This is a genomic window from Methylacidiphilum caldifontis (assembly GCF_017310505.1).
In the GTDB taxonomy this organism is placed as follows: Bacteria; Verrucomicrobiota; Verrucomicrobiia; order Methylacidiphilales; family Methylacidiphilaceae; genus Methylacidiphilum; species Methylacidiphilum caldifontis.
This window is the reverse complement of sequence record NZ_CP065957.1, coordinates 1,507,659-1,534,118: the sequence shown is the minus strand read 5'-3', so window position 1 is coordinate 1,534,118 and position 26,460 is coordinate 1,507,659. Positions and strand designations below refer to the sequence as shown.

21 protein-coding genes are annotated in these 26,460 nt (G+C 40.2%); 11 read left to right on the top strand and 10 right to left on the bottom strand.

The annotated features are described in order from the left end of the window. Positions 1-49 precede the first annotated feature (49 nt). Together acs and IT6_RS07125 are read left to right on the top strand one after the other, a co-directional pair. Positions 50-1,993 carry an acetate--CoA ligase gene (gene acs / locus IT6_RS07130; RefSeq protein WP_206825779.1) on the top strand — a complete coding sequence of 648 codons (1,944 nt, stop codon included), beginning with the start codon at positions 50-52 and terminating at the stop codon, positions 1,991-1,993. Positions 1,994-2,164: 171 nt separating this feature from the next. Further along, positions 2,165-2,491 (top strand): DMT family protein, encoded by a 327-nt coding sequence (locus IT6_RS07125; protein WP_134440254.1) that lies wholly within the window; start codon positions 2,165-2,167, stop codon positions 2,489-2,491. 299 nt (positions 2,492-2,790) lie between these two features. Here the strand turns inward: IT6_RS07125 and IT6_RS07120 are convergent, their stop codons facing one another. Genes IT6_RS07120 through fmt form a run of 3 tightly spaced genes read right to left on the bottom strand, consistent with a single transcriptional unit; the run spans position 2,791 to position 4,885 of the window. Then, positions 2,791-3,435 carry a DUF4412 domain-containing protein gene (locus IT6_RS07120; RefSeq protein ID WP_134440253.1) on the bottom strand — a complete coding sequence of 215 codons (645 nt, stop codon included), beginning with the start codon at positions 3,433-3,435 and terminating at the stop codon, positions 2,791-2,793. Positions 3,436-3,489: 54 nt separating this feature from the next. Next, a complete protein-coding gene (locus IT6_RS07115; protein ID WP_206825778.1) occupies positions 3,490-3,933 on the bottom strand; it encodes a hypothetical protein in 444 nt (147 codons plus the stop codon). Next, a complete protein-coding gene (fmt, locus tag IT6_RS07110) occupies positions 3,923-4,885 on the bottom strand; it encodes a methionyl-tRNA formyltransferase (protein ID WP_134440251.1) in 963 nt (320 codons plus the stop codon). The genes IT6_RS07115 and fmt overlap by 11 nt, the downstream gene beginning before the upstream one ends. 168 nt (positions 4,886-5,053) lie before the next feature. Between fmt and IT6_RS07105 the strand changes: the two genes are divergently transcribed. Beyond that, on the top strand, positions 5,054-6,025 hold the full coding sequence (locus IT6_RS07105) for an L-threonylcarbamoyladenylate synthase (RefSeq protein ID WP_134440250.1): 972 nt from the start codon (positions 5,054-5,056) through the stop codon (positions 6,023-6,025). A gap of 59 nt (positions 6,026-6,084) precedes the next feature. On the opposite strand, the gene gyrA is transcribed toward IT6_RS07105, so the two are convergent. Next, positions 6,085-8,694 (bottom strand): DNA gyrase subunit A, encoded by a 2,610-nt coding sequence (gene gyrA / locus IT6_RS07100; RefSeq protein ID WP_134440249.1) that lies wholly within the window; start codon positions 8,692-8,694, stop codon positions 6,085-6,087. A 34-nt stretch (positions 8,695-8,728) separates the two neighbouring features. Next, entirely contained in the window at positions 8,729-11,254 is a 2,526-nt protein-coding gene (gene gyrB / locus IT6_RS07095) for a DNA topoisomerase (ATP-hydrolyzing) subunit B (protein WP_206825777.1), read from the bottom strand. A 320-nt stretch (positions 11,255-11,574) separates the two neighbouring features. Here gyrB and IT6_RS07090 point away from each other — a divergent pair, with 320 nt between their 5' ends. Both IT6_RS07090 and IT6_RS07085 read left to right on the top strand, forming a co-directional pair. Then, a complete protein-coding gene (locus tag IT6_RS07090; RefSeq protein ID WP_242524143.1) occupies positions 11,575-12,273 on the top strand; it encodes a response regulator in 699 nt (232 codons plus the stop codon). A gap of 54 nt (positions 12,274-12,327) precedes the next feature. Next, complete coding sequence (locus IT6_RS07085) at positions 12,328-13,623, top strand: sensor histidine kinase (RefSeq protein WP_206825776.1); 1,296 nt, start codon at positions 12,328-12,330, stop codon at positions 13,621-13,623. A 19-nt stretch (positions 13,624-13,642) separates the two neighbouring features. Here IT6_RS07085 and IT6_RS07080 read toward each other — a convergent pair whose 3' ends face one another. Together IT6_RS07080 and IT6_RS07075 are read right to left on the bottom strand one after the other, a co-directional pair. Beyond that, the gene (locus IT6_RS07080; RefSeq protein ID WP_134440245.1) at positions 13,643-14,377 is read right to left on the bottom strand and encodes a lipid-binding SYLF domain-containing protein; all 735 of its coding nucleotides are present in this window, start codon (positions 14,375-14,377) and stop codon (positions 13,643-13,645) included. 55 nt (positions 14,378-14,432) lie between these two features. Next, entirely contained in the window at positions 14,433-15,242 is an 810-nt protein-coding gene (locus IT6_RS07075) for a hypothetical protein (protein WP_206825775.1), read from the bottom strand. A 155-nt stretch (positions 15,243-15,397) separates the two neighbouring features. Between IT6_RS07075 and IT6_RS07070 the strand changes: the two genes are divergently transcribed. After that, positions 15,398-17,575, top strand: a complete 2,178-nt coding sequence (locus IT6_RS07070; protein ID WP_206825773.1) for a thioredoxin domain-containing protein — start codon at positions 15,398-15,400, stop codon at positions 17,573-17,575. A gap of 396 nt (positions 17,576-17,971) precedes the next feature. Here the strand turns inward: IT6_RS07070 and IT6_RS07065 are convergent, their stop codons facing one another. Further along, positions 17,972-18,844, bottom strand: coding sequence for a hypothetical protein (locus IT6_RS07065; RefSeq protein WP_206825772.1), 873 nt, complete (start codon positions 18,842-18,844; stop codon positions 17,972-17,974). A 325-nt stretch (positions 18,845-19,169) separates the two neighbouring features. Between IT6_RS07065 and IT6_RS07060 the strand changes: the two genes are divergently transcribed. From IT6_RS07060 to IT6_RS07050, 3 genes are all read left to right on the top strand, one after another. Beyond that, a complete protein-coding gene (locus tag IT6_RS07060; RefSeq protein ID WP_134440241.1) occupies positions 19,170-19,889 on the top strand; it encodes a class I SAM-dependent methyltransferase in 720 nt (239 codons plus the stop codon). 83 nt (positions 19,890-19,972) lie between these two features. Beyond that, complete coding sequence (locus tag IT6_RS07055) at positions 19,973-20,533, top strand: O-acetyl-ADP-ribose deacetylase (RefSeq protein WP_206825771.1); 561 nt, start codon at positions 19,973-19,975, stop codon at positions 20,531-20,533. A 63-nt stretch (positions 20,534-20,596) separates the two neighbouring features. Further along, entirely contained in the window at positions 20,597-21,013 is a 417-nt protein-coding gene (locus IT6_RS07050) for a hypothetical protein (protein WP_134440240.1), read from the top strand. Between the two features lie 40 nt (positions 21,014-21,053). Here the strand turns inward: IT6_RS07050 and IT6_RS07045 are convergent, their stop codons facing one another. Both IT6_RS07045 and IT6_RS07040 read right to left on the bottom strand, forming a co-directional pair. Next, positions 21,054-22,139, bottom strand: a complete 1,086-nt coding sequence (locus tag IT6_RS07045) for a class I SAM-dependent RNA methyltransferase (RefSeq protein WP_206825770.1) — start codon at positions 22,137-22,139, stop codon at positions 21,054-21,056. Between the two features lie 27 nt (positions 22,140-22,166). Next, the gene (locus tag IT6_RS07040; RefSeq protein ID WP_206825766.1) at positions 22,167-24,662 is read right to left on the bottom strand and encodes a TonB-dependent receptor; all 2,496 of its coding nucleotides are present in this window, start codon (positions 24,660-24,662) and stop codon (positions 22,167-22,169) included. Positions 24,663-24,965: 303 nt separating this feature from the next. Between IT6_RS07040 and IT6_RS07035 the strand changes: the two genes are divergently transcribed. Both IT6_RS07035 and IT6_RS07030 read left to right on the top strand, forming a co-directional pair. Continuing rightward, positions 24,966-25,691: an arylamine N-acetyltransferase family protein gene (locus tag IT6_RS07035; RefSeq protein ID WP_206825765.1), complete on the top strand. Its 726-nt coding sequence runs from the start codon at positions 24,966-24,968 to the stop codon at positions 25,689-25,691. An 87-nt stretch (positions 25,692-25,778) separates the two neighbouring features. After that, positions 25,779-26,459, top strand: a complete 681-nt coding sequence (locus IT6_RS07030; RefSeq protein WP_206825764.1) for a metal-dependent hydrolase — start codon at positions 25,779-25,781, stop codon at positions 26,457-26,459. Position 26,460 lies beyond the last annotated feature (1 nt).

The following is a 26,460-nucleotide window of genomic DNA, read 5'->3' as shown; positions in this document are numbered from 1 at the left end:
TAAAAAATTTTCCTCTTACTAAAAATGGAACAACAAAAAGGGCATTCCTATGGGTGACCAACAGAGTCAAGAAAGATCTTATTTATCGCTAAAAATCTATCCTCCTCATTCTTTTTCTCAGAAAGCACTTATCGATACTCAACAGAAATACAAGGCATTATACAAAGAGTCGATCGATAATCCTGAACTCTTCTGGGGAAAAGTAGCTCAAGAAATAGATTGGTTTAAACCCTGGGAAAAGACATCTAATGGAGAGCTTATTCATCCTCAATGGTTTTGTGGGGGCAGTTTAAATGTCTCTTATAATTGCTTGGATAGGCATTTGAAAGGAAATAGAAAAAGCAAAAGAGCTTTGGTTTGGGAAGGCGAAAATGGAGAAAGCCTCACTTACAGTTACGAAGAGTTAACCAAAGAAGTCTGCATTACGGCGAATGTTCTAAAAAAACATGGAGTAGGCAAGTCTGATACGGTTGTTATTTACATGCCTTTAATCCCTCAGGCCATTATCACCATGCTTGCCTGTGCTCGAATTGGCGCTATCCATAATGTCGTCTTTGCCGGGTTTAGCTCGAAGTCATTACTAGAAAGAATACTCGATAGTGGGGCTCGTCTAATAGTTACAGCTGATGGAGGATTTCGCAGGGGAAAGATAATTCCTCTTAAAACCAGAGTAGATGAGGCGGCTAGCCTAAGCAATCAAATAAAAAAGGTGCTTGTTTTTAAAAGAACAGGCTCTGCGGTTCAAATGATCGAGGGAAGGGATTACTGGATGGAAAAAGAACGAGCTGGGGTTGAAGAATTTTGTGATCCAGCTGTCCTTGATAGTGAACAGCCTCTTTTCATCCTTTATACCAGTGGGACTACGGGCAAACCTAAAGGAATAGTTCATTCTTCGGGTGGATATCTGGTCCAGACCGCTTTTAGTACCAAAATGATTTTTGATCTCAAAGAAGAAGACTTGTATTGGTGTACGGCTGATATCGGATGGATTACAGGACATAGCTATGTTGTTTATGGGCCTTTAGCCAATGGAGCTTCGATTTTTATTTATGAAGGTGCTCCTGATTTTCCTTCCTTCGACCGGTTTTGGCAGTTGATTGAAAAATACAAGATAACTATTTTTTATACCTCTCCTACTGCCATAAGGGCATTTATCAAATGGGGATTGCAGTGGATTGCGAACCATGAGTTATCTTCTTTAAGATTACTTGGGAGTGTGGGAGAACCCATTAACCCAGAAGTATGGATGTGGTTCTATCGTCATGTGGGCAAAGAAAAGTGTCCTATTGTAGATACTTGGTGGCAGACAGAAACAGGGTCAATTCTTATTTCACCCTTACCTGGAGCCACGCCAATGAAACCTGGCTCAGCAACCTTTCCCTTTTTTGGCATATCTCCAGAAGTCGTTGATGAACAGGGCAATCCCCTACCCCCAGGCCGTAACGGTTTTTTAGTTATCAAAGGACCGTGGCCCTCCATGTTTAGGGGAATATACAAAGATGAAAACAGTTACAAAAAAATATATTTCAGTAGAATACCTGGAGTTTATTTTACAGGAGATGGAGCTTACAAAGATGAAGAAGGCTATTTCTGGATTACGGGTCGGATCGATGATGTCATAAACGTTTCTGGCCATCGTATTGGTTCTGCCGAGGTAGAAAATGCCTTAGTCAGTCATCCTGCGGTAGCCGAAGCAGCCGTTGTAGGCATTCCTGATCCCTATAAAGGAGAGGCCCTGATCGCTTTTATTACTCTTAAAGAAGGTTATTTGGCTTCAACTGAACTTGTTCAAGTTTTAAAAGATCATGTTGTCAAGGAAATTGGCTCCTTGGCCAGGCCACAAGAGATCCGTTTTCTTGATACACTGCCCAAAACCAGAAGTGGGAAAATTGTCAGAAGACTTTTAAAGGAAGTCAGCCTGCAAGGACGGATTACCGGGGATACAACAACACTTGAAGATAGTCAGTTTATAGATAAAATAGGAAAAATTTAAAAATTTTTTATGTTGGGAGCCCTTCTATGATCTTTGATTTCAGAAATTATCTTCGATTTTGAAAAGTTCTTCAGTGGCTTCCCCAAAATAAAATTCAATAGCTTTCGATGTGGAGTTTTTTTGCTGTGATTGGTTATGCAAATTAAAAACATAAAAATCGCATCCAGACCCATGAAAACCGTTTTGCTTCTAATTCTTTCTAATATTTTCATGACCCTAGCATGGTATCTCCATCTGAAATTCAAGAATAAACCTTTGCCTTCGGCTATAATGATGAGTTGGGGTCTTGCTTTTTTTGAATATATCTTTCAAGTACCCGCCAATAGAATAGGATCTTCCTCGTTCAGTGTCACTCAGCTCAAAGTTCTCCAAGAATGCATTACCCTTGCCGTGTTTACTTTGCTTGCTTGGATTATTTTCAAAGAATCACCCAGCTGGAACCTCTTGATTGCCTATTTGTTTATTATCGGTGCAGTGTTTTTCGCTTTTAAAGGATAGCTGATCTGTTTACCTAGAAATTTCCCCTAACTTTTATTTTCGTTTTTCAGATCAACAAGAAGAAATTTCTCTCCTTATAACCCCCAGGCTAGTAGTTTTCTATACAGTGGTTTTAGCCAGCTTGAGTGATTTAAACAGCAGCTTCAAAGAAAGTTCCTATTGATCCAATCTGGCTGTTGTTGTCTTTTTCCCCTATCACTTTCACACCCTTGGTCCTGGGTATTAATTTAAATAAAATGATCAGTTCAGAAAAAACAAAACTCCATCAGTTTAACTCTTAATCCCTCTATCCCTGCCTTTTACTGAGCATTATGAGGAGAAGAAGGAATGATGGGTTTTGAGTTTCCCTGGGGAAGTTCTTGAGTCTTCTCTTCCTGGTCGATCGAGTAGTTTTCAATTTGTTGGTAACCTGAGGGAATGACGAAAAGGTCTTCGGGTTGTGGGCCAACTTTGTAATCTTTCCATACCACTAATATGTTTCCCTTTTCAGGCATAATCTGCAGGGGGGCTCCCGTATCTTTAACAATCCAAAAAGTAGCTTTGCCCGCTTTGGATTCCATCAAGTATTTATCACAACTCACCCCTTGAAGACTATCTGTCCCAAGAAGTGTCCATTTTGCTGCAGGATCACCAGGAGTAATATCATATAAAGGGGTTTCTTCTTTGACGGGATGCTCAAAATATATGTGTTCCTCGGGGAAAAGGGTATAAATCACTTTTTTATCTTTACGAATAATATTTATTTGTTGTTGGATCCCCGTGGGTCCCTCTACCCTAATTTTATCTCCATCAACAAAAATCCTTTGAATGATCTCTCCATTACCCACTTTTATGACTTGTGAAACCGAAAATTGCTTGGGTAAACTAAATGGCCTTTGAGCATGTAAGCTCAAAACTATGAAAAAGCTAAAAAGAAAAGCCAATAATATTCTTATTTTTATCATGAATTTTGTTATACCATATAGAAAGAATTTCTAGAGTATAAAAAATTATCTTTTTTAATGTTTGGCTATCTTATAATGACAAGCACACCCTTCGGGAAATATTTCCCACGATTCCAGGTTTAATTTTATTCTTTTATTTGCAGCTAAAAAAGCGTCGAATAAATATTGCTTTTTTCCCAAATAAAAAGAGGGAGTCCAGAGTACGGAAATCCTGCTTACGATTCCAACCTCCAACGCAAGTTTATTGGCAAGTGGCGAACACAAAAGAAAAAAAGGAGCTTTTAAGGAGGCAACGTTCAGGTCAAAAGACTGAGGATTAAATTTTTTAAAACGAAAATGGGAGGGAATAGTCCAATCCAGATCGGTCAGAATTTCTATTGAATCTTCTTTTAGAGTTAGAAGCCTCTGGCATAATAAATCTAAAGAAAACTCTTGTGTTAAAAATTTTCCATCTAAACTTATCGCTCCCAGCAACGTTCCATAAGGCTCATTGCTCATCTTGTTTCCCTAGAATGGTACCTATAGCTAATCTTGCCCCACGGGCAAAATCAGCCGCATGCATCCTTTTTCTTCCTTCAAGTTGAACCTCCCTGAGCAAAAGCCCCCCAGTACGGCCAGTAGCCACAAGAATGCCGTGTCGATCGATCCGCACTACTTCTCCCGGAACACCTCTGGCCCGATGTGAAATAATCACTTTAAATATTTTAAGGATCTTTTTTTCTCCTCCAATCCATAGCGTAGTAAAAGCTACTGGCCATGGATTAAAAGCTCGAATCATTGCATCGATTTCGTGTCTATCTTTTGTCCAATCAATAAGAGCTTGTTCTTTTTTGATTTTTTTAGCATAAGAAGCCAAGGCATCGTTTTGGGGAATTCGAGGAGCTTTACCCGCTATAATCGCTTCTAATGATTGGATAATTAATCGAGCACCAAGCTCAGCTAATCTCTTATGCAAGGAATCTGCTGTGTCTGTGGAACGTATCAAGAGTTTATCACTCATTAGAATATCTCCCGTATCGATCCCTTCATCCATCCATATGACTGTTACTCCGGTCTCTTTGTCCAAGTTCATTATTGCAGCCTGAATGGGGGAAGCACCTCGATACTTAGGAAGAAGCGAACCATGGATGTTTAAGGCTCCAACCGAAGGAATTGCAAGTACTTCTTTAGATAATATTTGTCCATAATCGCACACGACAAGAACATCGGGTTTAAGAAATTGGATTTGTTGAATGGATACGGCAGAGTTTATATTTTCAGGTTGGAAAACCCATATGTGGTGTTCCAAGGCGATTTTTTTTATAGGTGAAGGGATTAGTTCTTTTTGCTTGCCTATGGGTTTATCTGCTTGAGTCACAACCCCAGGTATAGCATATCTTCCATCCAATGCTATAGCCTCAAGACTTGGAACCCCAAATTCTCCCGTTCCTATAAAAACAACTCTCATCATTCGCTCATTATCTCATGGATAGGATTCGATTTCTTCAAAAATTTCTTTTAAAAATTAAAGCAAAAAATGAAGATTAATGTTTTTTGCATACTTTTTAAATAATGCCCTTTTTCATTCCCTCGTTTTCTTAAAAAAGCCCTATTATAAACAAATCGTTTTTTTTAATTAATGAAAGATAATGAATTTAATGCAGAAATAAAAAAGGCAATAGAAAAGGCTGTTGATATTTTACACAAAGGCCAGCTCGTTGCCATTCCTACCGAAACCGTTTATGGTTTAGCTGCTGATGCTTTGAATCCTGAAGCAGTAGTTCGAATCTTTGAACTTAAAAAAAGGCCAAGAATAGACCCTATTATTGTTCATTGTTCTTCCCTTGAAGAAGTCCGTTCTTATGTCGCCCATTTACCCCATGAAGCAAGAATACTTGCAGAAAACTATTGGCCTGGTCCTCTAACCCTTGTTCTTAAAAAAAAAGATCTTATTCCTGACATTGTTACCGCAGGACTCCCTTTTGCTGGTTTTAGAGTACCTAAACATCCGTTAACTCTAAAATTAATTGAAAAATTCGCTAAACCTCTTGCAGCACCTAGCGCTAACAGGTTTGGCAAAATCAGTCCAACCACCGCTCAAGCCGTATATGAAGAGTTCGACCAGCTTATCCCCATGATTTTAGATGGTGGACCATGCCAAGTTGGAATTGAATCAACCGTTGTTTCTTTTGCTCAAAATCCTCCCTTACTGCTTCGATTTGGAGCCATTTCAAAAGAAGAAATAGAAAGAAAAATAGGTCCAGTCAATGTCCCCTCTTCCGACACAGGATGGAATCTTGCACCCGGCAGGTTTCCAAAACATTATGCACCCTCAACCCCGCTAGAAATTATCCATAGGTTATCCGACATACCTCCTCATAAAAGGCAAAATTGTGCCCTTCTTTATTGGGGAGAAGAAGACAGTCAAGGCTTTAAAATAGCAAGAAATCTTTCCCCAAAAAGATCTTTTTCCGAAGCCGCTGTCAATTTTTTTCAGATGATGCGGGAACTGGATAAAAGTGGGGTAGAAAAAATTTATGCTTTACTGTTGCCTGAAAAAGAGTTGGGTGTAGCCATCAATGATAGGCTTAAAAAAGCAGCTGGCCTCTAAGCTTTAGCCATTGTCAATTAAAAAGAGCTAGCAAGAAACACCACACCTCTATTTTAACTTCAAGGAACTAAAGTTTCTTCGTTTTCTTCTTTATCTGGGATAATGCGGGCTATGGAAGTAACTTTATCGTCACTATCCATCTGAACGAGTCGCACTCCTTGTGTATTCCTTCCCGTTTTTCGAAGATCTTTAATCCGAATCCTGATCACATTGCCTTTAAGAGTAAGGAGCATGAGTTCATCGTCTTCTAAAACCGTAAGGGCTGATACCACTTTACCCGTTTTATCTGTCGTTTTCATCGTTTTTATCCCAAATCCCGCTCTTTTCTGCTTGCGATATTCATCGAAAGAAGTTCTTTTCCCTATTCCTTTTTCACTGACGACTAGTAATGTTGCCCTATTATCGACCACAGTCGCTCCCACGACCTCGTCTCCAGGCTGCAAATCAATGCCGTTTACTCCAGCTGCATTTCTTCCCATAGGACGGACATCTGTTTCTGCAAACCTTATGCTTTGCCCCTCTCTGGTGATCAAAACAATCTCTTTTTGCCCATCCGTAAACATGCAATCAATAAGTTTGTCATTCTCATCGATAGAAATAGCGGTTATCCCCCCTTTTCGAATGTTTCGAAACTCACAAATAGCTGTTTTTTTAACCTTCCCTTTTGAGGTGCAGAAAAAGATATAGCCTTCTTTATCCAAAGCATATTCTCTTCCATCCAAAGATTGTGGATTTGCCACAATTCTTAACATAGAGGCGATCTCTTCGGTCGGTTTTAATTCAAGAATGCTGGCTATGTTTTTACCTTTGCTCGCCCTTTCTTTTTCAGGAATTTCATAGACTCTCTGGATATAAACTCTGCCATCGGTTGTAAAAAAAAGAAGGTAATCATGCGTTGACGCATTAAATAAAGATTCAACGAAATCTCGCTCTTCTTCAACTCCTGTATCCAATGTGGACATGCCAATGACTCCCCTTCCTCCCCTCCTTTGAGACCGGTAACTATCCAGGCTTGTTCTCTTAATAAACCCGTTGTGGGTCAAGGTAATGACCACACGCTGATTAGCGATAAGATCTTCAAAAGCGACCTCCCCTTCATCGGCCACAATTTTTGTTTTTCTTGGATTCCCATACTTCTCTTTAACCTCAAGAAGCTCAGCCCTGACTATGGCCCAGATTTTTTCTTCGCTAGCCAGTATTTCCCTAAACTCTTTAATTTTAGCCAAAAGTTCTGCATATTCAGAAGCTATTTTTTCTCTTTCAAGGCCTGTCAATTGATACAATCTTAAATCCAGAATAGCTTCAACTTGTCTCAAGGTTAGCCTATAGATTTCTCCTTCGTTTAGTCTTTGATCATAATCAGCAATTCCAAGAGCTTCTATTTCCTCAGCCAAGAACTCCAAACCTAACAGTTTTCTTCTGGCTTCATCCCTGTTAGAAGATTGCCTTATAATCTGGATAAAATCTTCTAGCCTGCTTAAAGCGATTAAAAAACCCTCGAGGATCTCGGCCCTTTCCAAGGCTTTATTTAAATCGAACCGAGTTCGTCTCACCACGACTTCATGCCTATGATCAAGATAACAACTCAACAATTCTTTCAAGTTGAGAGACTTGGGCCGGAGCCGGTCGATAGCAACCATATTGACGGCAAAATTGGTCTGCAAGGGAGTGTGTTTATAAAGATTGTTAGCAACGACCTTGGGAATAGCATCTCTTTTCAGTTCGATGACCACCCGGGTATTTTCGTCGGATTCATCCCTTATATCCAAAATTTCAGGAATAACTTTTTGATTTACAAGTTCGCCAATTTTTTCGACAAGAGCAGCCCTGTTGACATTATAAGGAATTTCATCAATAATAATCGCTGATTTGCCCCCCCTGAGTTCCTCAAAGTGGATTGTACCTCTTACCTTAAGACTGCCTCTGCCCGTGGCAAAATAATGGGCTATTCCTTCCTTGCCCAAGATCACCCCACCGGTAGGAAAATCGGGTCCCTGTATGTATCTTAAAAGATCATCGGTAGAAAGCCCAGGTTGATCAATCAAAGCCACCAACCCATCTATCGTTTCTGAAAGATTATGAGGAGGTATATTTGTAGCCATACCCACGGCAATACCTGTTCCACCGTTTACCACTAAATTGGGGAATGCAGCAGGAAATACCGAAGGTTCCATCCGCGTTTCATCATAATTAGGGACAAAATCCACGGTATCCTTTTCCATATCCGCCATCAGCAAAGCTCCCGCACTAGAAAGCCGAGCTTCAGTATAACGCATGGCTGCAGGTGGATCGCCTTCAATAGATCCAAAATTTCCCTGCCCATCAATGAGCACTTCTCGCATTGCCCAAGGTTGAGCCATATGGACAAGGGTTGGATAAATCGCTTGATCCCCATGAGGATGGAAATTACCCATCGTTTCGCCCACGATTTTTGCACATTTCAAATGTTTCCGGTTGGGGGCTAGGCCTAGCTCATGCATGGCAAAAAGAATTCTTCTCTGAGAAGGTTTCAAGCCATCCCTTACATCGGGCAATGCCCGTGAAATGATCACGGACATCGCATAGTCTATAAAACAGCTCTTCATCTCCTCGGAAACATCGACAAGTCGTACCGAGGCACTGCTCCTATTATCCAATTCCTGGTTGCCGTTTTCAGGTTGCTGTGGCATAAGTTTTAGGCTGATAACAAAAAAAGAGTCGTTTTTATATATCTAAGTTTTTTACGTGCAAGGCGTTTTCTTCTATGAACCGTTTCCTGGGTTCAACTTCTTCCCCCATGAGGGTGACAAATATCTTTTCAGCTTCAATGGCATCAGCAATCTCCACTTTTAGAAGCTTTCTTTTTTGAGGATCCATTGTCGTTTCATAGAGCTGCTTGGGGTTCATTTCTCCTAGACCTTTAAACCGTTTGATTTCAACCCCTTCTTTCCCATTTTCTTTTATTAGGTCCAAGATTTGTCCAATTGAAAAAATATCGAGTTGCTTTTCTCCTTTTTCCCCCTTTTTGACAATCATTTTATAAAGCGGAGTATCTTTTGATCTATAACGGCTGACTTCAAAACCCACTTGAGAAAGTTCTTTTAGAATTTTCATAACCATGGGGCTTTCAAACAACTCCAGGTAAGTGGCTCGTCTTCCGCCAACTACCCCTTCATTTTCAGGGACATCAGCCAGGTTAGGGGGAATGATCTCTCCTCCTGAAGTTTCAAAAAGAAGGAGATCTGGATTTTCGTCAGCGAACTGTCCAAGTTGTCTTTCATCGAAGAAAAAGTAAAGCTTTTCTTGATTATTTTCCCAAACCCGGACGATGTGTTCAGGCAGTTTACCACTCTCGGTATCTTTTTTAGACAGGAGCAAATCAAAATCTATACCATGCAGTTCCAAGTATTTAGAGAATTGGCACAGTTTTTCTAGCTTTGAAAGCAGTCCCAACAGCTCATTGCCACGAAAAACCTTCTCTGTCGTAATCGTAAAAAGCTCGACATTCTTAACTCCATGCTCAATGAGAATCTTGTTGAGCTCTTCATCGCTTTGTACGTAATACTCCTCTTTTTTCTTTCCTACTAGGTACAAAGGAGGTTGGGCGATGTACACATGCCCTTTGTTGATCAGCTCGGGCATCTGTCGATAAAAAAAAGTTAAAAGAAGAGTGCGAATATGAGAACCATCCACATCGGCATCGGTCATCAAAATAATCTTATGATATCTCAACCTATCTAATAGGAAGGATCCTTCTCCATCACCTTCTCCGATCCCCGTCCCCACTGCCGTAATAATGGTTTGAATTTCTTCGTTATTAAGAACCTTGTCCAACCTTGCTTTTTCTACATTAATCAATTTTCCTCTTATGGGAAGAATAGCCTGAAATTGCCTATTTCTACCCTGTTTTGCCGATCCTCCTGCGGAATCTCCTTCGACGATAAAAAGTTCAGCCTGTTCTGGATTTCTAATGGAACAATCGGCAAGTTTCCCAGGTAACCCTCCCCCGCTCAATGCTGTTTTACGTACAGCTTCCCTGGCTTTTTTTGCTGCTTCCCGGGCCCGTGCTGCAGTCAAAGCCTTTTCAACGATCCTTTTAGCAACCTGAGGATTAAGTTCCAAGTAACTCATCAAACCTTCGTAAACCAGAGAGGAAACAATCCCTTCTACTTCTGGAGAAACAAGCTTGACTTTGGTTTGTGACTCAAAACTCGGTGCAGGATGTTTAAGAGAAAGAATACACACTAACCCTTCCCGAACATCCTCCCCGCTAATCGGAGGATCCTTTTCCTTAAAGAGGTTATTCGCTTTGCCATATTGATTAATCGATCGAGTAAGGGCTGTTTTTAACCCCGACAAATGACTTCCTCCATCGGGATTAGGAATGCCATTAGTATAACAAAAAATCTGTTCTGTATAACCCTCGGTGTATTGTAGAACACAATCAATAATAAGATCGTCTTTCTGTTTTTGAATCACAATCGGCCGAGGACAAAGGGGTTTCAAATCCTGGGTAAACTCGGATACGAACTCCGCTATGCCCTCTTTGAAAAAGAACCTGTAAGGAGTGGGCTTGGCATCCCCTAATTGTCTTTCATCCAAGAGCAATATCTCCAAGCCTGGATTTAAAAAGGCAAGTTCCCTCAACCTTTTAGCAATAATTTCGGTTTTAAACTCCAAGGTTTGGGTAAAAATTTCAGGGTCAGGTTTAAAGGTAATAAGCGTGCCCGTTTTCTGCGTTTTGCCAACAACTTCAAGCGGCTTAGAGGTTTTGCCTCTCCTAAACTCCATCCTATAGACTTTCCCATCCCTAAAAACTTCGACTTTGAACCATTCCGATAAAGCATTTACACATTTGGCCCCCACACCATGCAATCCCCCTGAATATTTATACACTCCCTGACTAAATTTTCCCCCGGCATGGAGATTCGTTAAAACAAGTTCAACGGCTGGAATTTTAAATTTAGGATGGAGATCAACCGGTATACCCCGACCATTATCCAAAATAGAAACCGATCCATCGACATGAATAATGACTTCTATTCTTGTACAATAGCCGGCCAAGTGTTCATCAATCGAATTATCGAGAACCTCAAAGACGCAATGATGCAGACCTCTTTCATCGGTGGGTCCAATATACATTCCCGGCCTTTTCCTAACCGCCTCTAACCCCTCTAATTTCTCTATGCGAGAAGCATCATAACTCACTTCTACTTTGGATACGGTAGAAATATCTGATTCAATCGGCATAGGTTGTGTTTTTGTTAGGTTCAATGAAAAATTCGATTCAACATTCGAGAAATCTCAAAGAGAAACAGAGATCTAATTGGAACTCATCTTTTTAATATACCTAGAATAAGAGAAAATTAAAGAAAAAAATGATGATACGATAAGCTTGATAAAATAAAGTAAACTTCTAAGGAAATATAAGTAAAAGTATTTTTTTTAATGAAATTTTTCTTTATCTATATCCTTTTTTTATTCTAATATAAGTAAAGGTTAATTCCCAACTTCTTTTCTTTTTAAATCAAGAAAAAATGTGCTGAGTATCTACTAATGCCAATATGGGAATGGATAAAAGAAAGAAAAAAATACTTGTGGTTGAGGATGAAGAAGATGTTCTGTCTTTAATTTGCATGCAGCTGAAATCCCAAGGTTTTGAAACGATCGAGGCAAAAGAAGGGATGGAGGCTTTGCGTATCGCTCGCAAGCAGATGCCCGACTTGATCGTTCTTGATCTGATGATACCCGAGTTTTCTGGACTTGATGTTTGTAAATATTTGAAGAAAGATCCTGATACCTCGTCCATTCCTATTGTGATCCTGACAGCGAAATCGAATCCATCGGATCGGATTTTAGGGTTAGAGTTGGGTGCCGATGACTACATCGCCAAGCCTTTTAGTCCAAGAGAGTTAATTTTACGAATACAGTCCATATTTCGAAGAAGATTTGAAAATAATGCAGCTCTCAAGCAACTTCACCTAGATGATAAAATCAGGCTCGATCCGATTGATAAAGTCGCTTATTACAAAAAAAGGAAGATCGAGTTGACCCCTATAGAATTTCGTCTCTTGTCAACGCTGGTTGAAAAAGAAGGGACCGTTCAGAGTCGCGAGCAGCTTTTAAAAGATGTTTGGGGTTACGATAAAACTATCGATACGCGTACCATCGATACCCATATCCGAAGGCTCAGGGATAAACTAGGGAGAGCTTCACAATTCTTGAGGACCGTTAGGGGTATTGGATATAGGTTTACAAAACCAAACTAAGGCTCTTGTAATTAAGGGATCGAGACTACATTTTTATCTAACTTTACTTAAGCTATGCTCTGGTTTCTGATCGGTCTGGTATTTTTTTTGTCTATAGGATTTCTCTTTCTTTTTTTCCAGAGACAAAAATTCTGGATATCCCGGTTGCAAAAGATTGAAAAGATTACCGAAGCTATAAAAAATAAAGAAAGCCCTTCCTCTTTTCTATTGAGTGGGAATCCCCTCTTTTTAGCCATTTCAAGCAACCTTGAGTCTATATCCACTACTCTTCAAGGATTAATCCGTGCTTCAAAAGAAGAAGAAATCAATTTAAACACCATTCTTAAATCGATGGCTGAAGGCATCGTCATCATTGATCGGAGTCATCTCATAAAGATAGCCAATGATTCATTTAAAAGGATTTTTGGTTTGAATGTTAATCCACAGGGCAAAAAATTAGTCGAATTGGTCCAGCTTCCAGAAATTGAAAAAATGATCGAAGAAGCCTTCAAATCCCAAAAACCTTTAACCCAAGAACTCTTGGGTGCAGAAACAAGAGGGACAATCTCCGGCTATTTTGTTGTTGATGCTGTCCCTGTAACCAATGAGTCTCAAGAGTTGCCTAGTGACATTATGGTTTTAGTCTTTCGTGATATTACCGAAATAAAGATGTTTGAAGAAGCAAGAAAAGAGTTCGTGATCAATGTCAGCCATGAACTGAGAACTCCCCTTTCTATCTTTAAGGGTTACGTCGAAACCTTGATCGAAAATCCAAAACTGTCTAAAGCAGAAACCAAAAGAATCTATGAAATTCTGAAAAAACATTGCGAAAGGCTCTCTCTTTTAATTGAAGATCTGTTGCTTCTTGCCAAGCTTGAATCACGCAAATTGACTATCGAGCCCATATCCATCAACTTCTCTAAGTTCATAGAAGAAACACTTCAAGATCTTCATCCCCTATTCAAACAAAAGGAATGCACAGTTAATCTTTTGGTTGAAAAAGATCTTCCACCCATTGAAATCGATCCTTTTTGGTTTCAACAAGCCATTTACAACCTGATCGATAATGCTATCAAGTTTTCTACTCCTCCCAGAGAAGTGGTCATTCAAGCACAAAGAATGGGTCAAAACTTCGTCCTAAAAATCATCGACAATGGTTTTGGAATTCCTCCCAAAGATCTTCCCTTTATTTTCGACCGGTTTTATCGTGGAGATAAATCCCGGAATCGAGATCAAGGAGGAACCGGATTAGGACTTTCGATCACCAAGCAGATTGTGGAACTCCATGGCGGCACTCTCAGGGCTATCAGTGATGTAGGCAAAGGAACTACCATGGAGATCACATTTCCCATCGAACAAAAAAGGGAATAAGAAAAGCGCTTACAAAGGATTATTGGATAGGCTGGGGAGAAGCTACGACTCTTTCTGCTTGTCTTACAGGCACACTCCGATAAGGTTCAGATAACGCCTGGATTAATCTCTGTGCACTTTCAGGAACAGGGACTCTGCCGGAAAGAATTTGAAAGGGAATACATTTTTGCTGGTAATATTTCCAATTAGTATCGGGATCAGCAACAAGATCAATGTTCCCTATTTGTATCCCTTTCATTTTTTTCTTGGAGACAAGATACACATAAACGGAAGCCGTCGGTGAGGAAACCTGATCTTCAGTGATTTCAACTAACCCTGGCTGGGCACTTTGCCCTACTCCAATATTACATCTTGTCCCTTTTACAATCAGATCAATCGTTTCTTGAGAATTAAAAAGCAAGAAGAGCTCCACGGCTTTGAAACCCACTTCTAATCCCAAATCCCATCCTGATACATTCACAGCTAGGGGCCCAGACCAGCGTCCCTCAGGAAGGCGAATGGCTACCCAACCTTTTCCCCGTCTTTCTTTCATAAACAAACTGGCTTGAAGTATGCTGACCACTCCAACTCCTTTGGCTTCTTGGAATAAAGGTTCTGGAATATTATCTTTATAGCGGTTTTTCATCTCCAAAATCATTGCTGCCCCTTGCTCAATGGTTTTTTCTAAATTCCATGCCTGCGCAGAAAGAGAAGAAGTTAAAAGAAATAGAATTATAATTAAGCTTCCCCTTATACCGTTATAGCATGTATCCATAGGTTTTAAAGACTACCCATTTTGGCCTTTTTCATAATCCTTTTGGTTAACCTCTTTATTTGCAATAGGTGTCAATACGGTTAAGCCAACCTTTAAGCCATCTTTCTTCGTGACGAGAAGGAGGTGCATTGTTTACCCTTCTTTTTATTACTTTTTTAGCTGCTTCACAAAAAGCATCCAGGATATTATCCCCTTCCATCTCTTCGAGAACTTGTAAAAGCCCCCATCCTTTCCCCTTATATCTTTCCGTTGGCCAAGTACCGTCACCTTTGAAATTAACATAATCGATCAAAGCATATAATCCCTGGGTTGATCGGGAAAGCTGCTGAAAATTAGCCTTCAGTTTTCCTTTTTGGCTATCCGGACATAACGCTAACATTTTGGGAAAGGCTTCGTTAAGTTTCTTAATAGCAAATTTAACCTGTAGAGGTATTGTATCTAACAAAAAAAGTTTTAACTCCTCCATCTGTCTGCCACCCATGGCCGCATAAAACGAACTGCGGGTAGACCATGGACAGCTAGAAGTTGGATTAAGCCACCTGGGAAGTTTAGCTCCGTTTTCTAAAGCAAACTCAAGGTATTGGGGGAAACTCTCTTCGAATGGTCCTCTTTTAGTCGCTGGATACCAGATAAAATGGCAGATCCCTAACGAAGCAAAATCTTCTCCCGCATTCCAACAGACCAGTCCAGATACTTTACCGCCTGATTCGTTATCCCAAATTTTCTTTCCTATTTCTTCGGCTTGACTCTCTGTCAAAACAATCTCCCCTTCCTTTTTTTCTTTACCATAGGCCCAATAAGCAGCTGATAGGGTTAAAAAAAATCCAAGTAATAAGAAAAGGGTAGTTTTCTTAGCCCATTTCATTGTGACCATTCCATTCTTTCAGAGATCTTTCATTCCCATTGTGTCGCTCCCTGCAAAAGAAAAGAGTAATCAGTTGACTTTCAATAGAATTAACCGAAGATAACAAAAAAGAAAGAACTGTTTTTAGCGTTTTTTCGCCACATCTAAACCCTTTAATGAATGCACTCTGTAGAGAAAAAAGTCCCTATTTGCTCCAACATGCTAATAATCCCGTTGATTGGCAGCCATGGAATGAAGAAAGTCTTCTGAAAGCAAAAAGGTTAAACAAGCCTATTTTTCTTTCCATAGGTTATTCAACATGCCATTGGTGCCATGTCATGGCCAAAGAGTCTTTTGAAAACCCTACTGTAGCCGAACTGCTTAATGCTTTTTTTATCCCTATAAAAGTTGATAGAGAAGAACGGCCTGATATTGATCAGTTTTACATGGAGTTTGTTCAAGCTTTTACGGGACAAGGAGGATGGCCTTTAAATGTTTGGCTTACTCCAAATCTAGAACCCTTTTTTGGGGGCACTTATTTTCCCTTGGAAAGCAAATGGGGGAAACCTGGGTTCATCGACATTCTCAAAAAAATAGCTGAACTCTGGCAATCGAATCGATCGCTTCTCGAGCAGCAAGGAGAGGAAATCCTTCTTAAAATGAAAGAAGCGATCAATAGTTCTATTGAAACGCAAAGCCCTCCCAATTTAACGATCGCAGCTAAAAAAGCTGTCGAGCAGCTCTGGGCTAGTTTTGATAGGATCCATGGCGGATTTAGTCCTCCCCCCAAGTTCCCGCGTCCTAGCCTGTTTTACTTTCTATTCAGAGCGGGGTCATCTTCTGATTTTTCCCTGGAATACAAGGAAAAAAGCCTGCAAATGGCTTTATTTAGCCTCCAAAAAATGAGCTGCGGAGGAATCCATGACCAGTTAGAGGGAGGTTTCCATAGGTATTCTGTCGATGCACAGTGGCGATTGCCCCACTTTGAAAAGATGCTCTATGACCAGGCCACCCTTGGTTATTCCTATATCGAAGCCTACCAGATAACCCAAGATCCCCTTTTTAAAGAGACTTCTCTCTGTTTTTTTGATTATCTATTTAGCCATCTTCACTCTGATTCAGGAGGTTTTTATTCAGCTGAAGATGCTGACAGTCTCAATGCTCTTGGACAGGAAGAAGAAGGAGCCTATTACCTGTGGACGATGAAAGAGCTTGAAGAAAGTCTAGAGCCGATTGGAGATAAAAACATAATTGAAAAACTTCTCCAATTTTTTGGAGCAACTCCCCAAGGCAATCTCCCCCAGGGATCAATCACCGAAGAAGGACTCAGAGAAAAAAACATACTCTATCTAGCCACCACTTTGCCTACTTTAGCTGAACAATTGTCCATGTCCTTGGAGGAGACAAAAAATTTGGTGGCTAAAGCAAAGGCAATGTTGAAAAAAACTCGTATCAATCGATCAAGGCCTTTTCTTGACGATAAAATTATTTGTTCATGGAACGGTTATTGCCTTTCTTCTCTTTCAAAGGCCTACATGGTATTTGAGGATAAGAGGTTAGTTGAGGAAGCTAAAAAAACGGCCTCTTTTCTTTTAGACAATCTTTGGGATCCTGAAAATCAAACCCTCTACCGTATTTATCGCCATGGAAGAGGAACGATTGGTGGTTTTTCCACCGATTATGCTTCAGTTGCTGTTGGACTACTCCATCTTTTTGAAGCGGATCAAGACGAAAAATGGCTTTCTTTGGCAAGACAATTTCAAGAAATCCTTGAAGAAAAGTTTCGAGATCCCTACAGGCACACTTACTTGACAAAAGCGGTCGAAAGTTCAGCAAAATCTATCGAGTCTAGAGAGGAATATGATGGAGCAGAGCCCGCAACGATTTCTTTATCCGCTCATTCTTTGTTAAAACTTTATTCCATGACGGGTGAAGAAAAATGGAGGCAAAGGCTAGAAGAGCTCTTTAAGCTTTGCTGGCCTATGTTAGAAAGATTTCCTACCGCCCTACCCTACTTTCTTGCTGTCTATAATGAATACCGATCTCCACGGGTTGAAATCATCATTGTAGGAGAAAAAGAAAATGCCCATACAAGACAACTATTCCACACCTTGTCCCGTTTGTTTATACCTAACCGGATATTATTAGTGCTAGATCCAAAAGAAAAAGTCCCCGCTTTACTCAAATCGGCCGATTTCTATGGTTCTCTCACTGCTCAATACCGAGATCAACCTTCAATTTACATCTGTGCTGACAACCAGTGTCAGTTGGCCCAAAGCGATGTTAGCAAAGCTTTAGAAATCCTTAAGCCATTTACAGTCTTTTTTAGCGCTTCTTCCTACCGGCCTTCTTGAAGAAAAAATTCTCCTTTAAGTTATTGTAAAGCGCCTATTGTTTTTGTGGTCAGACTTTACAAACTCTTTCTTTTGCCATGATCACAACTGTCTTTATATCCAAAACAATTTTGAGCATGGGCACAGCGCTTGCCGCAATTGCAACTGATTTTTTTCGTCAGCAAAGAGGCTTGGGATCCAAAAGCAAACCCACCAATCATAAAGAAAAGAATTAAACCTAGTAAGCTTTTTATTTTCATAAGAGAGATTATAACCTTATTTAGATATAACTTCTTTCAACCACTTTCTTTTGTAAAGAAGAAGCACAAAGCAATAGAGCAAAGAAATGCTACGTGCAACCTGATTTAAAGCCAAAAGAACCTTTGGAAGATGAGGAACTGACTTAAATTTTTTGCTTCATGGCCAAAAGTTATACTGAATAGCTCCCCAACCTTCAAAATCCTGGTACCACCCTGAATGAGAAATAACCGTAGAGGCCCCTGTCAAAGGCGAGGGCTCTAATTTAAAATCCATCGGGGCAATAACCCTTGTTGTATAAGCGATCAGCACATCACAATGAGGAAAAATCCTGAAGGCTAATCCCGCAATAAACTTCGATGTAAAAGCTGAGCCAAAAGCAGTCTGGTCAGGAGCTAAAAGTTCTTTACCCTGGAAATTGATTGCAGAGGGATCAACAAGCCAACTCAATGCCGCACCTAGGGTAAATCCTACAAAAGGAACAAAAGGCGAACTGTTTGAAAAATTGACAACGGCCGCTATTTCAGGAATGAATGATTGATTGCTGCCATTGGAGTAAGAAGGATGAAGGGACTGGCTCTCGTAAGAAAAACCTGAAGTACTAATCTGACCATAGTTAAAGACAACGGCCACTGCTGGGATCGCTTTCCATTTTTTATCTCCACAAAGGGGCAATGCTGCTTGCTTAAAATCGTAACCTAAATAAAACCCTCCAAAATAACCGGACTGAGATTGGCTGTATCCTTCAGAATGTTCTACCTTAGCTGAAGGATAAACAGTGGAAGATGAAGTTCTTGTAACCGAAGGCCAAAATCCCCCTGAAAAAATGCCCAAAAACAGGTCTTTTTCCCAATCTTTCTTTATATTTTCTTTTTTTAAAAGAAGCTCCTTGGAAACAAATATATCATCCAACTCTTTAGTTTTAACTTCAGCCTGTAAAGATGGATTCCAAAAAGCTGCAAGGCAAAAGACCAAAAAAACGACTCTTTTTAAATAATCCAGTTCTACATTCAAAAAATAACCCCGTGTCATCTTTAAAAAAAGAAACGTTGCGAGATAGGCCCGATTTTTCCATATTTCTAGTTAACTGGAAAGTTTATAATAAAAAATTTAATCACATTTTAAGGCCAGGGAGTGATAATCAATCATGTCTTTTCAAGAAATCCATGGTCAGTCGATGGAGAAGAAAATTTCTGCCGGCTATTTTGGTTGCTGAAAATCTAGCCGCTACTTATACAGCGAAGGGTTGCATTTTTTTTTGGATTGATTAAAAAGAAGGGGAAAACCTAGAGTTTTTCAACCTATAATTTCCAACTTGAAGTTGATTAAACAACGCAAAAACAAAAGGAATCAATAAATGACCACTTATTTTCACTCATCGAAAGTTTGGCTTTGGTTTTTTTACATCATTTTCTTTTTGACCCTGTGTAGGGGATTTAGTCAAGAAATGGAGTCTTCATCCATAGAGCAAAAGGCTAAGAAAGGATTTCATCATAGTTTTCATGATGTTAAGCGCTATGCCCAGATGTTTGAATCCAAAGAAAGGGATCAGTGGCAAAAACCCGATCGTGTCATCGAAGCCCTCGATATCAAGCCTGGATATAGTATTGCAGATATAGGTGCCGGAACTGGATATTTCAGTCGAAGGTTTTCCCAGGCTGTTGGGGAAAAAGGCAAAGTCTATGCCTTGGACTCGGAGCCCGCTATGGTTCGATACATGAAAAAAGAAATCAAAGAGAAAAATCTGAAAAACGTGGTCGTAAAGCAAGTTGATCCCAATAATCCCCAATTAAATAATCGATCGGTCAATATTATTTTTTTATGTGAAGTTTATCACCACATGGACAATCGAATCGAATATCTAAAAAGGCTTTCTTCTGCTCTTAAAAGAGGAGGGAAAGTGGCCCTGATTGATTTTTATCCCAGCTCTCCTTATGGCCCGCCTTCAAAACATCGTCTTTCGGAATCAGAAGTGATAGCTGAATTTAAAGCTGCAGGCTATAAATTACTTAAAAAGCATCACTTTTTAGCTTACCAATATTTTCTAGAGTTTGTTCCCATGGAACAAGGATCTTAGACTTTAAAAAAACTTCTTTAAAGGTTTCATAAAAAGAAATTTTTTTTTTGCAGAACATCCCCACAACCCCTTACATTTAATTCATGGGCATAGAGGATGTAATCTCAAGGATAGAACTTGTCCAAGGAGATATTACTCAACTCAAGGTTGATGCGGTAGTCAATGCAGCCAACTCAAGGCTGATTAAAGGAGGAGGGGTGGATGGGGCAATCCACAGGGCGGCAGGGCCAAGGCTTGCTGAAGCCTGCGCAAAGTTAAATGGATGCCCAACAGGACAAGCCAAGGTCACTCCTGGGTTTGACATGCAAGCAAAATGGATCATTCATGCCGTAGGTCCCGTATGGAAAGGAGGTCAAGCAAAGGAAAAAGAACTCTTGGCTTCTTGCTACAACCAAGCTTTGCTTCGTGCGATCGAAGTTGACGCCCATTCTGTAGCGTTTCCTGCAATTAGCACGGGGGTTTACGGTTTTCCCCCTGAAAAAGCAGCTAAGATTGCATGGAAAGTGGTATGTGAGTTCCTGGAATCTCACTTACGCCCTGAAAAAGTTATTTTTTGTCTTTTTGATCAACACACCTTTGATCTCTATGCTTTCATTCAAAAGCAACTGGCTTTGGGCAATAAAGCAATTTTAAACGAGCACTAAAGGACTGTGGTATAAAAGCCCTTTTTCTTTGGTTTAGCCAAATATATATTTAAGAAATTTTCTATGAAAAATCGAATTAAAGATTTTTATCCAAAAGATAAGATAGCTGAGCTCAATTCGACTCAAGGAAAACAAGAATGGATAATTTTGGATGATTTGGCTCAATTTGAAGAAATAGATGAAAATAAAGAGATTCGGACCGAGGAAAAAGACAGTCCTCTTATCATTGATTTGGGCCTAGGTAAACCCATCGTCATTCCTTCTAGGGAAAAGAAAATGACCAAGGGGATCTTGATATTTCTCTTCTTGATTTTTCCCCTACTCCTTATCTTTTTACCCCTGGGAGGGGTTTTTATCTTTTCTTTATTTTCTCATGGGCATTTGTGTTGGCATCAAAAGGTAGGTTTTTTAAGTGGCTTAGCCTTTAGCCTGCTGATTTTCGGTCTTTTTCTACGCTCTATAGTTAAAAAAATAAAATAAAAGGCTTGCCAACTAACATCACCGCACACATGAAGAACAATTATCTTGGAACTAAAACCGCAGCCGATTCGATTTCTGGCGTTCTTGGGAAAAGATCTACGGGAACTATTTTTTTTAGGACATAACTTTTTTCAAGCTTCAGGATGTCTCTTTTCAATGTCAAGGGGTTACAAGAAACATAAACAAGTTTAGACAGAGGATGATCGATCAGCCATAAAATCAGTGCTTTGGACAAACCTTCTTTAGGAGGATCAAAAAGATAGGCAGCTTTTGAACTACCAAGCCGCAATAAGCAATCAGCTATTTTATCCTCTATCTTCCCTTCAATAAAAAAAACATTCTTGAGTCCAAGTTTTTTTGCCTCTTCTAAGCTTTTAGGATTGGTTTCAATAGCATAAATCAGCTGGGCGTTTTTACTTAATTGTTCTGTAAAAAACCCAGCTCCACAATACCCTTCGATAATGAAAGGAACATCAGTACCGATCAGTGTCGATACAACCTCCTTGAGTTTTCCAAGCAGAAACCGATTGACCTGATAAAAACCCGTAGAGGGAATCGAAGGCTCCCGGATGGAAAAATGTTTTATTCCCCCTGAAAATCGATTTTTTGAGCCATAGCTCTTCTTTGCTAAAAGTTTATTGACTTGTTCTGAAGCAATCAGGCATGACTTTATGGGGATAACTCGACTGGATCCTCTTGCATAAAACCCTACCCTACCATTCCGATTATGAAGACTAACACGATTACGATATCCATAGGGAAAAGGAGAAGGAATTATTTTTTCCACCAAGGAAGGATATTCTTTTAAAAACCCAAAAAAGATTTCTTTTAACTGATCTTCTTTAATAGAAAGTTCGGTTTCGTAATCAAGGTGTTGGTAGCTACAACCTCCACAAAGCCCATAATAAGGACAAGGAGGATTTATTCTTCCTTTCCCTGCTTCCAGGATTTCTTTAAGGGTAGCCCTTAGGTAACCCTTTTTAATTTCTTGAATGACTATCCTTAGCTTATCACCCGGGGCAGAAAAAGGAACGAAGACCACCATGTTTTCTTCTAACTTTCCCAACCCTTCCCCCCCATAGACAATCTTTTCTATGGTAACAACCCTTTGTTCTCCAACTTTCATGATAACCCATAAGACAGTTGTAAAATATTAGAAAAACACACTGACGGTTCCCATTACCCAAAATGGCAAGCCAATCAATACCTTATCATAATTATAGACTCTATCTCCCTGGAATCCTGTTCCCGTTGGAAGCCAATAATGATTGTCAGTAAGATTATAGAGTTGAAGCTGGATTTTCCACCACTTTGTTCCATAATAGAGGCTGGCATTGAGAGTATAGTCAATCGGAATCTGCGTGGCATAATTATAAGAAAGGAACATGTTACTTTGAATCCACAACCAGAAAGAACCTCCAAACCCTTGACCAGAATTATAACTGATCATTGCCGTTCCATGTTCATGAGGAAATCCGATGAATGGATAAACGGCCGGTGGCAAAGTCGTATAAGGATCCACGGGCAGATTATAACGGGCAGCAACAGCTGCCGAGTAATTTTGGATAACGGTTGGACCCGTTTGGGCAACACTTTGGGTCCAAAATTCTTCTCCAGTCAAATAATCAAACCCGGCTGAAAAATTCCAGGACCGATCTAACTGATACTGGGTTGCAATTTCAGCCCCAATGACTTGAGCAGGAGTTATAGGGGTAAAGCCTCCTGGCAAAACGGTTACGGGGAAAAAAGTGGAGTAATAAAAACCTTCGGTAGAAAGAAATAATTTGTCATGAAATAAATTAAATTTGACCCCCGATTCATATTCGATGTTTTCAAGATGATAATATTGTGAGCTAAATTCTGGACAAAAAGCCCCTAAAACATCCATAGCAGCCACCTGGGTATAAGCATAGCTAAAATAAGCATTCATCCATGGAAAAGGTTTGTAGGAGAGGCTTGCGTTAAACTGAGGTTCAAGAATCGAATAGTAACTTTGAAGCATCAAGAATGAAGGGGTACCTGGAGGCTCACTGTTAGCAATTGAATACCACTGCAGCCTGGCTCCAAGAATCAAGCTCCATTTATCTCCAAGAGCTATGATATCCTGGATAAACGGAGAAAGCTGAAAAAACTCGGAACGGGCTGTTGCAAAATTATTCGTGTTGTAGGTGATATAAGGGATCCCAGGTATGGGAATATCGGTCAAGTAAATATCCTGGGCTCGAAGAGCTTCAGCTAGCGTTATGGGTGGCAAGAGATTAGACCGGGAAAGAGGTGCTGCCATGTTCCAAAAATTATCAGCAATCCGACTCGTTTCCGTGTAATCGGTATTGTCTTGAAACCATAAAAAGATGCCTCCATCCAAAGAATGCGAAAGAGAAAGCCCTTTTATCGATTGGTTTAGTTGTGCTTGGGCTTCTATTCGATGTTCGATGAGCCAATCTCCTGGCGAATATGACCAGTTGGAATTAGCTAATGGGTTTTGAACAACATTAAAATACTCAAACATCGTATTGTTAACTACTCTTAATTCATCTGAAAGCTTAAGGGTTTGGATTATCTGCGCTACCCCATAGTTCGTTCTATTACCTGATCCAGCAAGATTAGCTAGGTTATTCCTTAGACTGATAGGCACTTGCGGACCCCATTGAATCACGTAGCCTTCCCCTGGAACAGAGGTTCCAATCCCTGGATGAAATGTCCCATTAGGGCCAAGCCAACCGATCATGTTCCCACTTTGGTAGAGACCAGAGTCGATCAAGGCTTGATCTGGCCTATTAATGCCCAAGGGTAAATTGAACCCCATGGTATCAAATTCGAAATTGGAATCGATCCAATAGTTCTCTGACGGTCTTGCTGACAAAGCTAAATAAAAATCTTGGCTATGCATATAAGCCCCCTCGTAATAACTGCCTGAATATTGACCGGCATAATCGAAGCGGTAGGCTGCTTTGCCCCCTGCAAAAGGCCCCCCAATATCGACATTCCACCTGTTCTGATCATACATCCCTATAGAATACTGGGCAGCTCCTCGGAACTTATCGAAATAAGGTTGCTTGGTAATCTGATTGGCATAACCGGCAGCCATTTCCCGTGCTCCAAACACGGCTGGAACTGGTCCCTGAACAATATCGATGTTTTCGTAGGCATAGAAATTGGGTAATGGTCCACTGGTCCCATAGCTTTCGAGTCCAACAAGCATCCCGTTTCTAAACACGGTGGCTGGTAGTCCCCGAATGAAAGGTTCTACTGAATAATCTCCTGCAGGAGCCATAGTGGTCAATGAAGGGACCAGTGGAGCTAGTTCGTCATAACCCATGATATTTCCAGGAGAAAGCGTGTCGAGGGCTTCTCTAGAAATTTGGGTAATTTCTCTGGGCGTATCAAACACGCTGAGTTCTGGACCATAAGCGGTGGTAGTCGATGAGGCCGCTCCCAAAGGCGCCTGTTCACTGACTTCAACCACAGGTAGTACAATAGGCTCGGCGGTCGCAGAAGAAGCCCTTTGAGAATCACTAGTGGGGTTTACCTTGCTGGATTGAGACAGGGGAGCAACAGCTGAAGGGGGGATATCTTCTGGAGTGTTCTGAGCACCAAGCTTGCCTAGTAATAATAAAACAATGAATAGGATAAAAATAAAGGCAGGCATCAAATATAAATTTAGATTTACCTAATTTAGGCAAGCCTTAATTTATGTCAACCTAAACGTTTTTTAGGTCTCGTAAGACTCTCATGTGTTCAGAGATGTTTTACTGGGGGGATAGGGTGCTAAAAAAACGACTCTTTAGCCTTTTATTTTTTTCTGTCCTTTAAAACTGTTCTTGAAAACCCAAAATTGTAAAGGGGTTCAAAATTTCGTAATCTTCTTGTAATGGAAGATAATTTCTTCAAAATTGATCTTGAGAGCTATTTTGAACGTATCGGATACAAGGGAAAAAGTTCATCGCCTTCTTTGGACACACTCTTTGAGATCCATCTTGCTCACGCAAAGTCTATTCCATTTGAAAACCTTGATATACTGCTTGGTAAAAGTATTTCTCTAGAGCTTCAAGACATTGAAAAAAAACTCGTGATAGGCAATAGAGGAGGATACTGTTTCGAACAGAATATCTTGTTTGCCCATGTTCTTGAACGGCTTGGCTTTAAACTGACCAGGCTTGCTGCAAGAGTTCATTACAAAACCAACAAGCTGCTTCCCCGAACTCATATGAGTCTTTTAGTCGAATGCAATGGAAGCTTCTGGATCGCTGATGTTGGATTTGGGGGTCATGGACTTCTCTTGCCCATCCTCCTAGAAGATAACCAAAAGAGCGTTCATTTTGGCTGGCAATATAGAGTTTTGCGCCAAAACCAACATTGGCTACTTCAACTTTTTGAAAACAACAGCTGGACTTCCCTTTATTCCTTTTCTCTTGAACCACAAGAACTGGTTGATTATAAAATCGCAAATTACTACGTTTCCACACACCCCGACTCACTATTTACAAAAACATTGATTGTGCAATCCCTATCGGCTGATCTAAGGAAATTTTTACGTAACAAAAGCTTAACTTTAATCAATCCTTATTTCACAAGGACTAGGCAACTCAATGATAACAACGAACTTTTAGAAGTCCTGAAACAGGATTTTGGTTTGTTTTTTGCTCCCAATACGACTTTTAGATATAACGAGGATTGAATCTTTAACCCTAGGCACATTGAAAAAACATTGTTCATCGTTAATTTTTTTTAAAACTTAATCTTATATTTCTATTATAATGAACTTATGAAAGTTATTTATTACGGGCATTCCTGTTTTGGAGTAGAAATAGGCAGTTCATTTATCCTTGTCGATCCTTTTATAACTCAGAATCCACGTGCAAAGTCCATCAACATCAATAGCCTTAATCCCCAATACATTTTGGTCTCTCACGGGCATTTCGATCATATTGCTGATGCCGCTCAGCTATCTAAACAAACTCAAGCTCCAATCCTTTCTAATTTTGAAATTACCCTTTGGCTAGAAAAGCAGGGAGTGACCCAGGTTTTTCCCATGAATCTAGGAGGCAGCCGAACTTTTGATTTTGGCAAAATCCACTATGTTCAAGCAGCCCATTCAAGCAGCCTTCCTGATGGTTCCTATGGAGGCACCGCTGGTGGATTTGTCGTGGAGGGACCAGAAGGTATCCTTTATTATGCCGGAGATACTGCACTGATGAGCGACATGAAACTTTTTGGTGAATGTTTCCAAATCGATCTAGCCCTTCTTCCTGTTGGGGGAGTATTTACTATGGGTATAGACGAAGCGATTCGAGCAGCTAGGCTTCTTAACTGCAAACAAGTCATGGGGGTTCATTTCGATACTTTTGATGCGATTAAAATTGATCATGAGGAAGCCAAAAAGAAGTTCCAACAAGAAGATATTCCTTTTCGTCTCCTTAAAGTGGGGGGAGAGCTAACCCTATAAA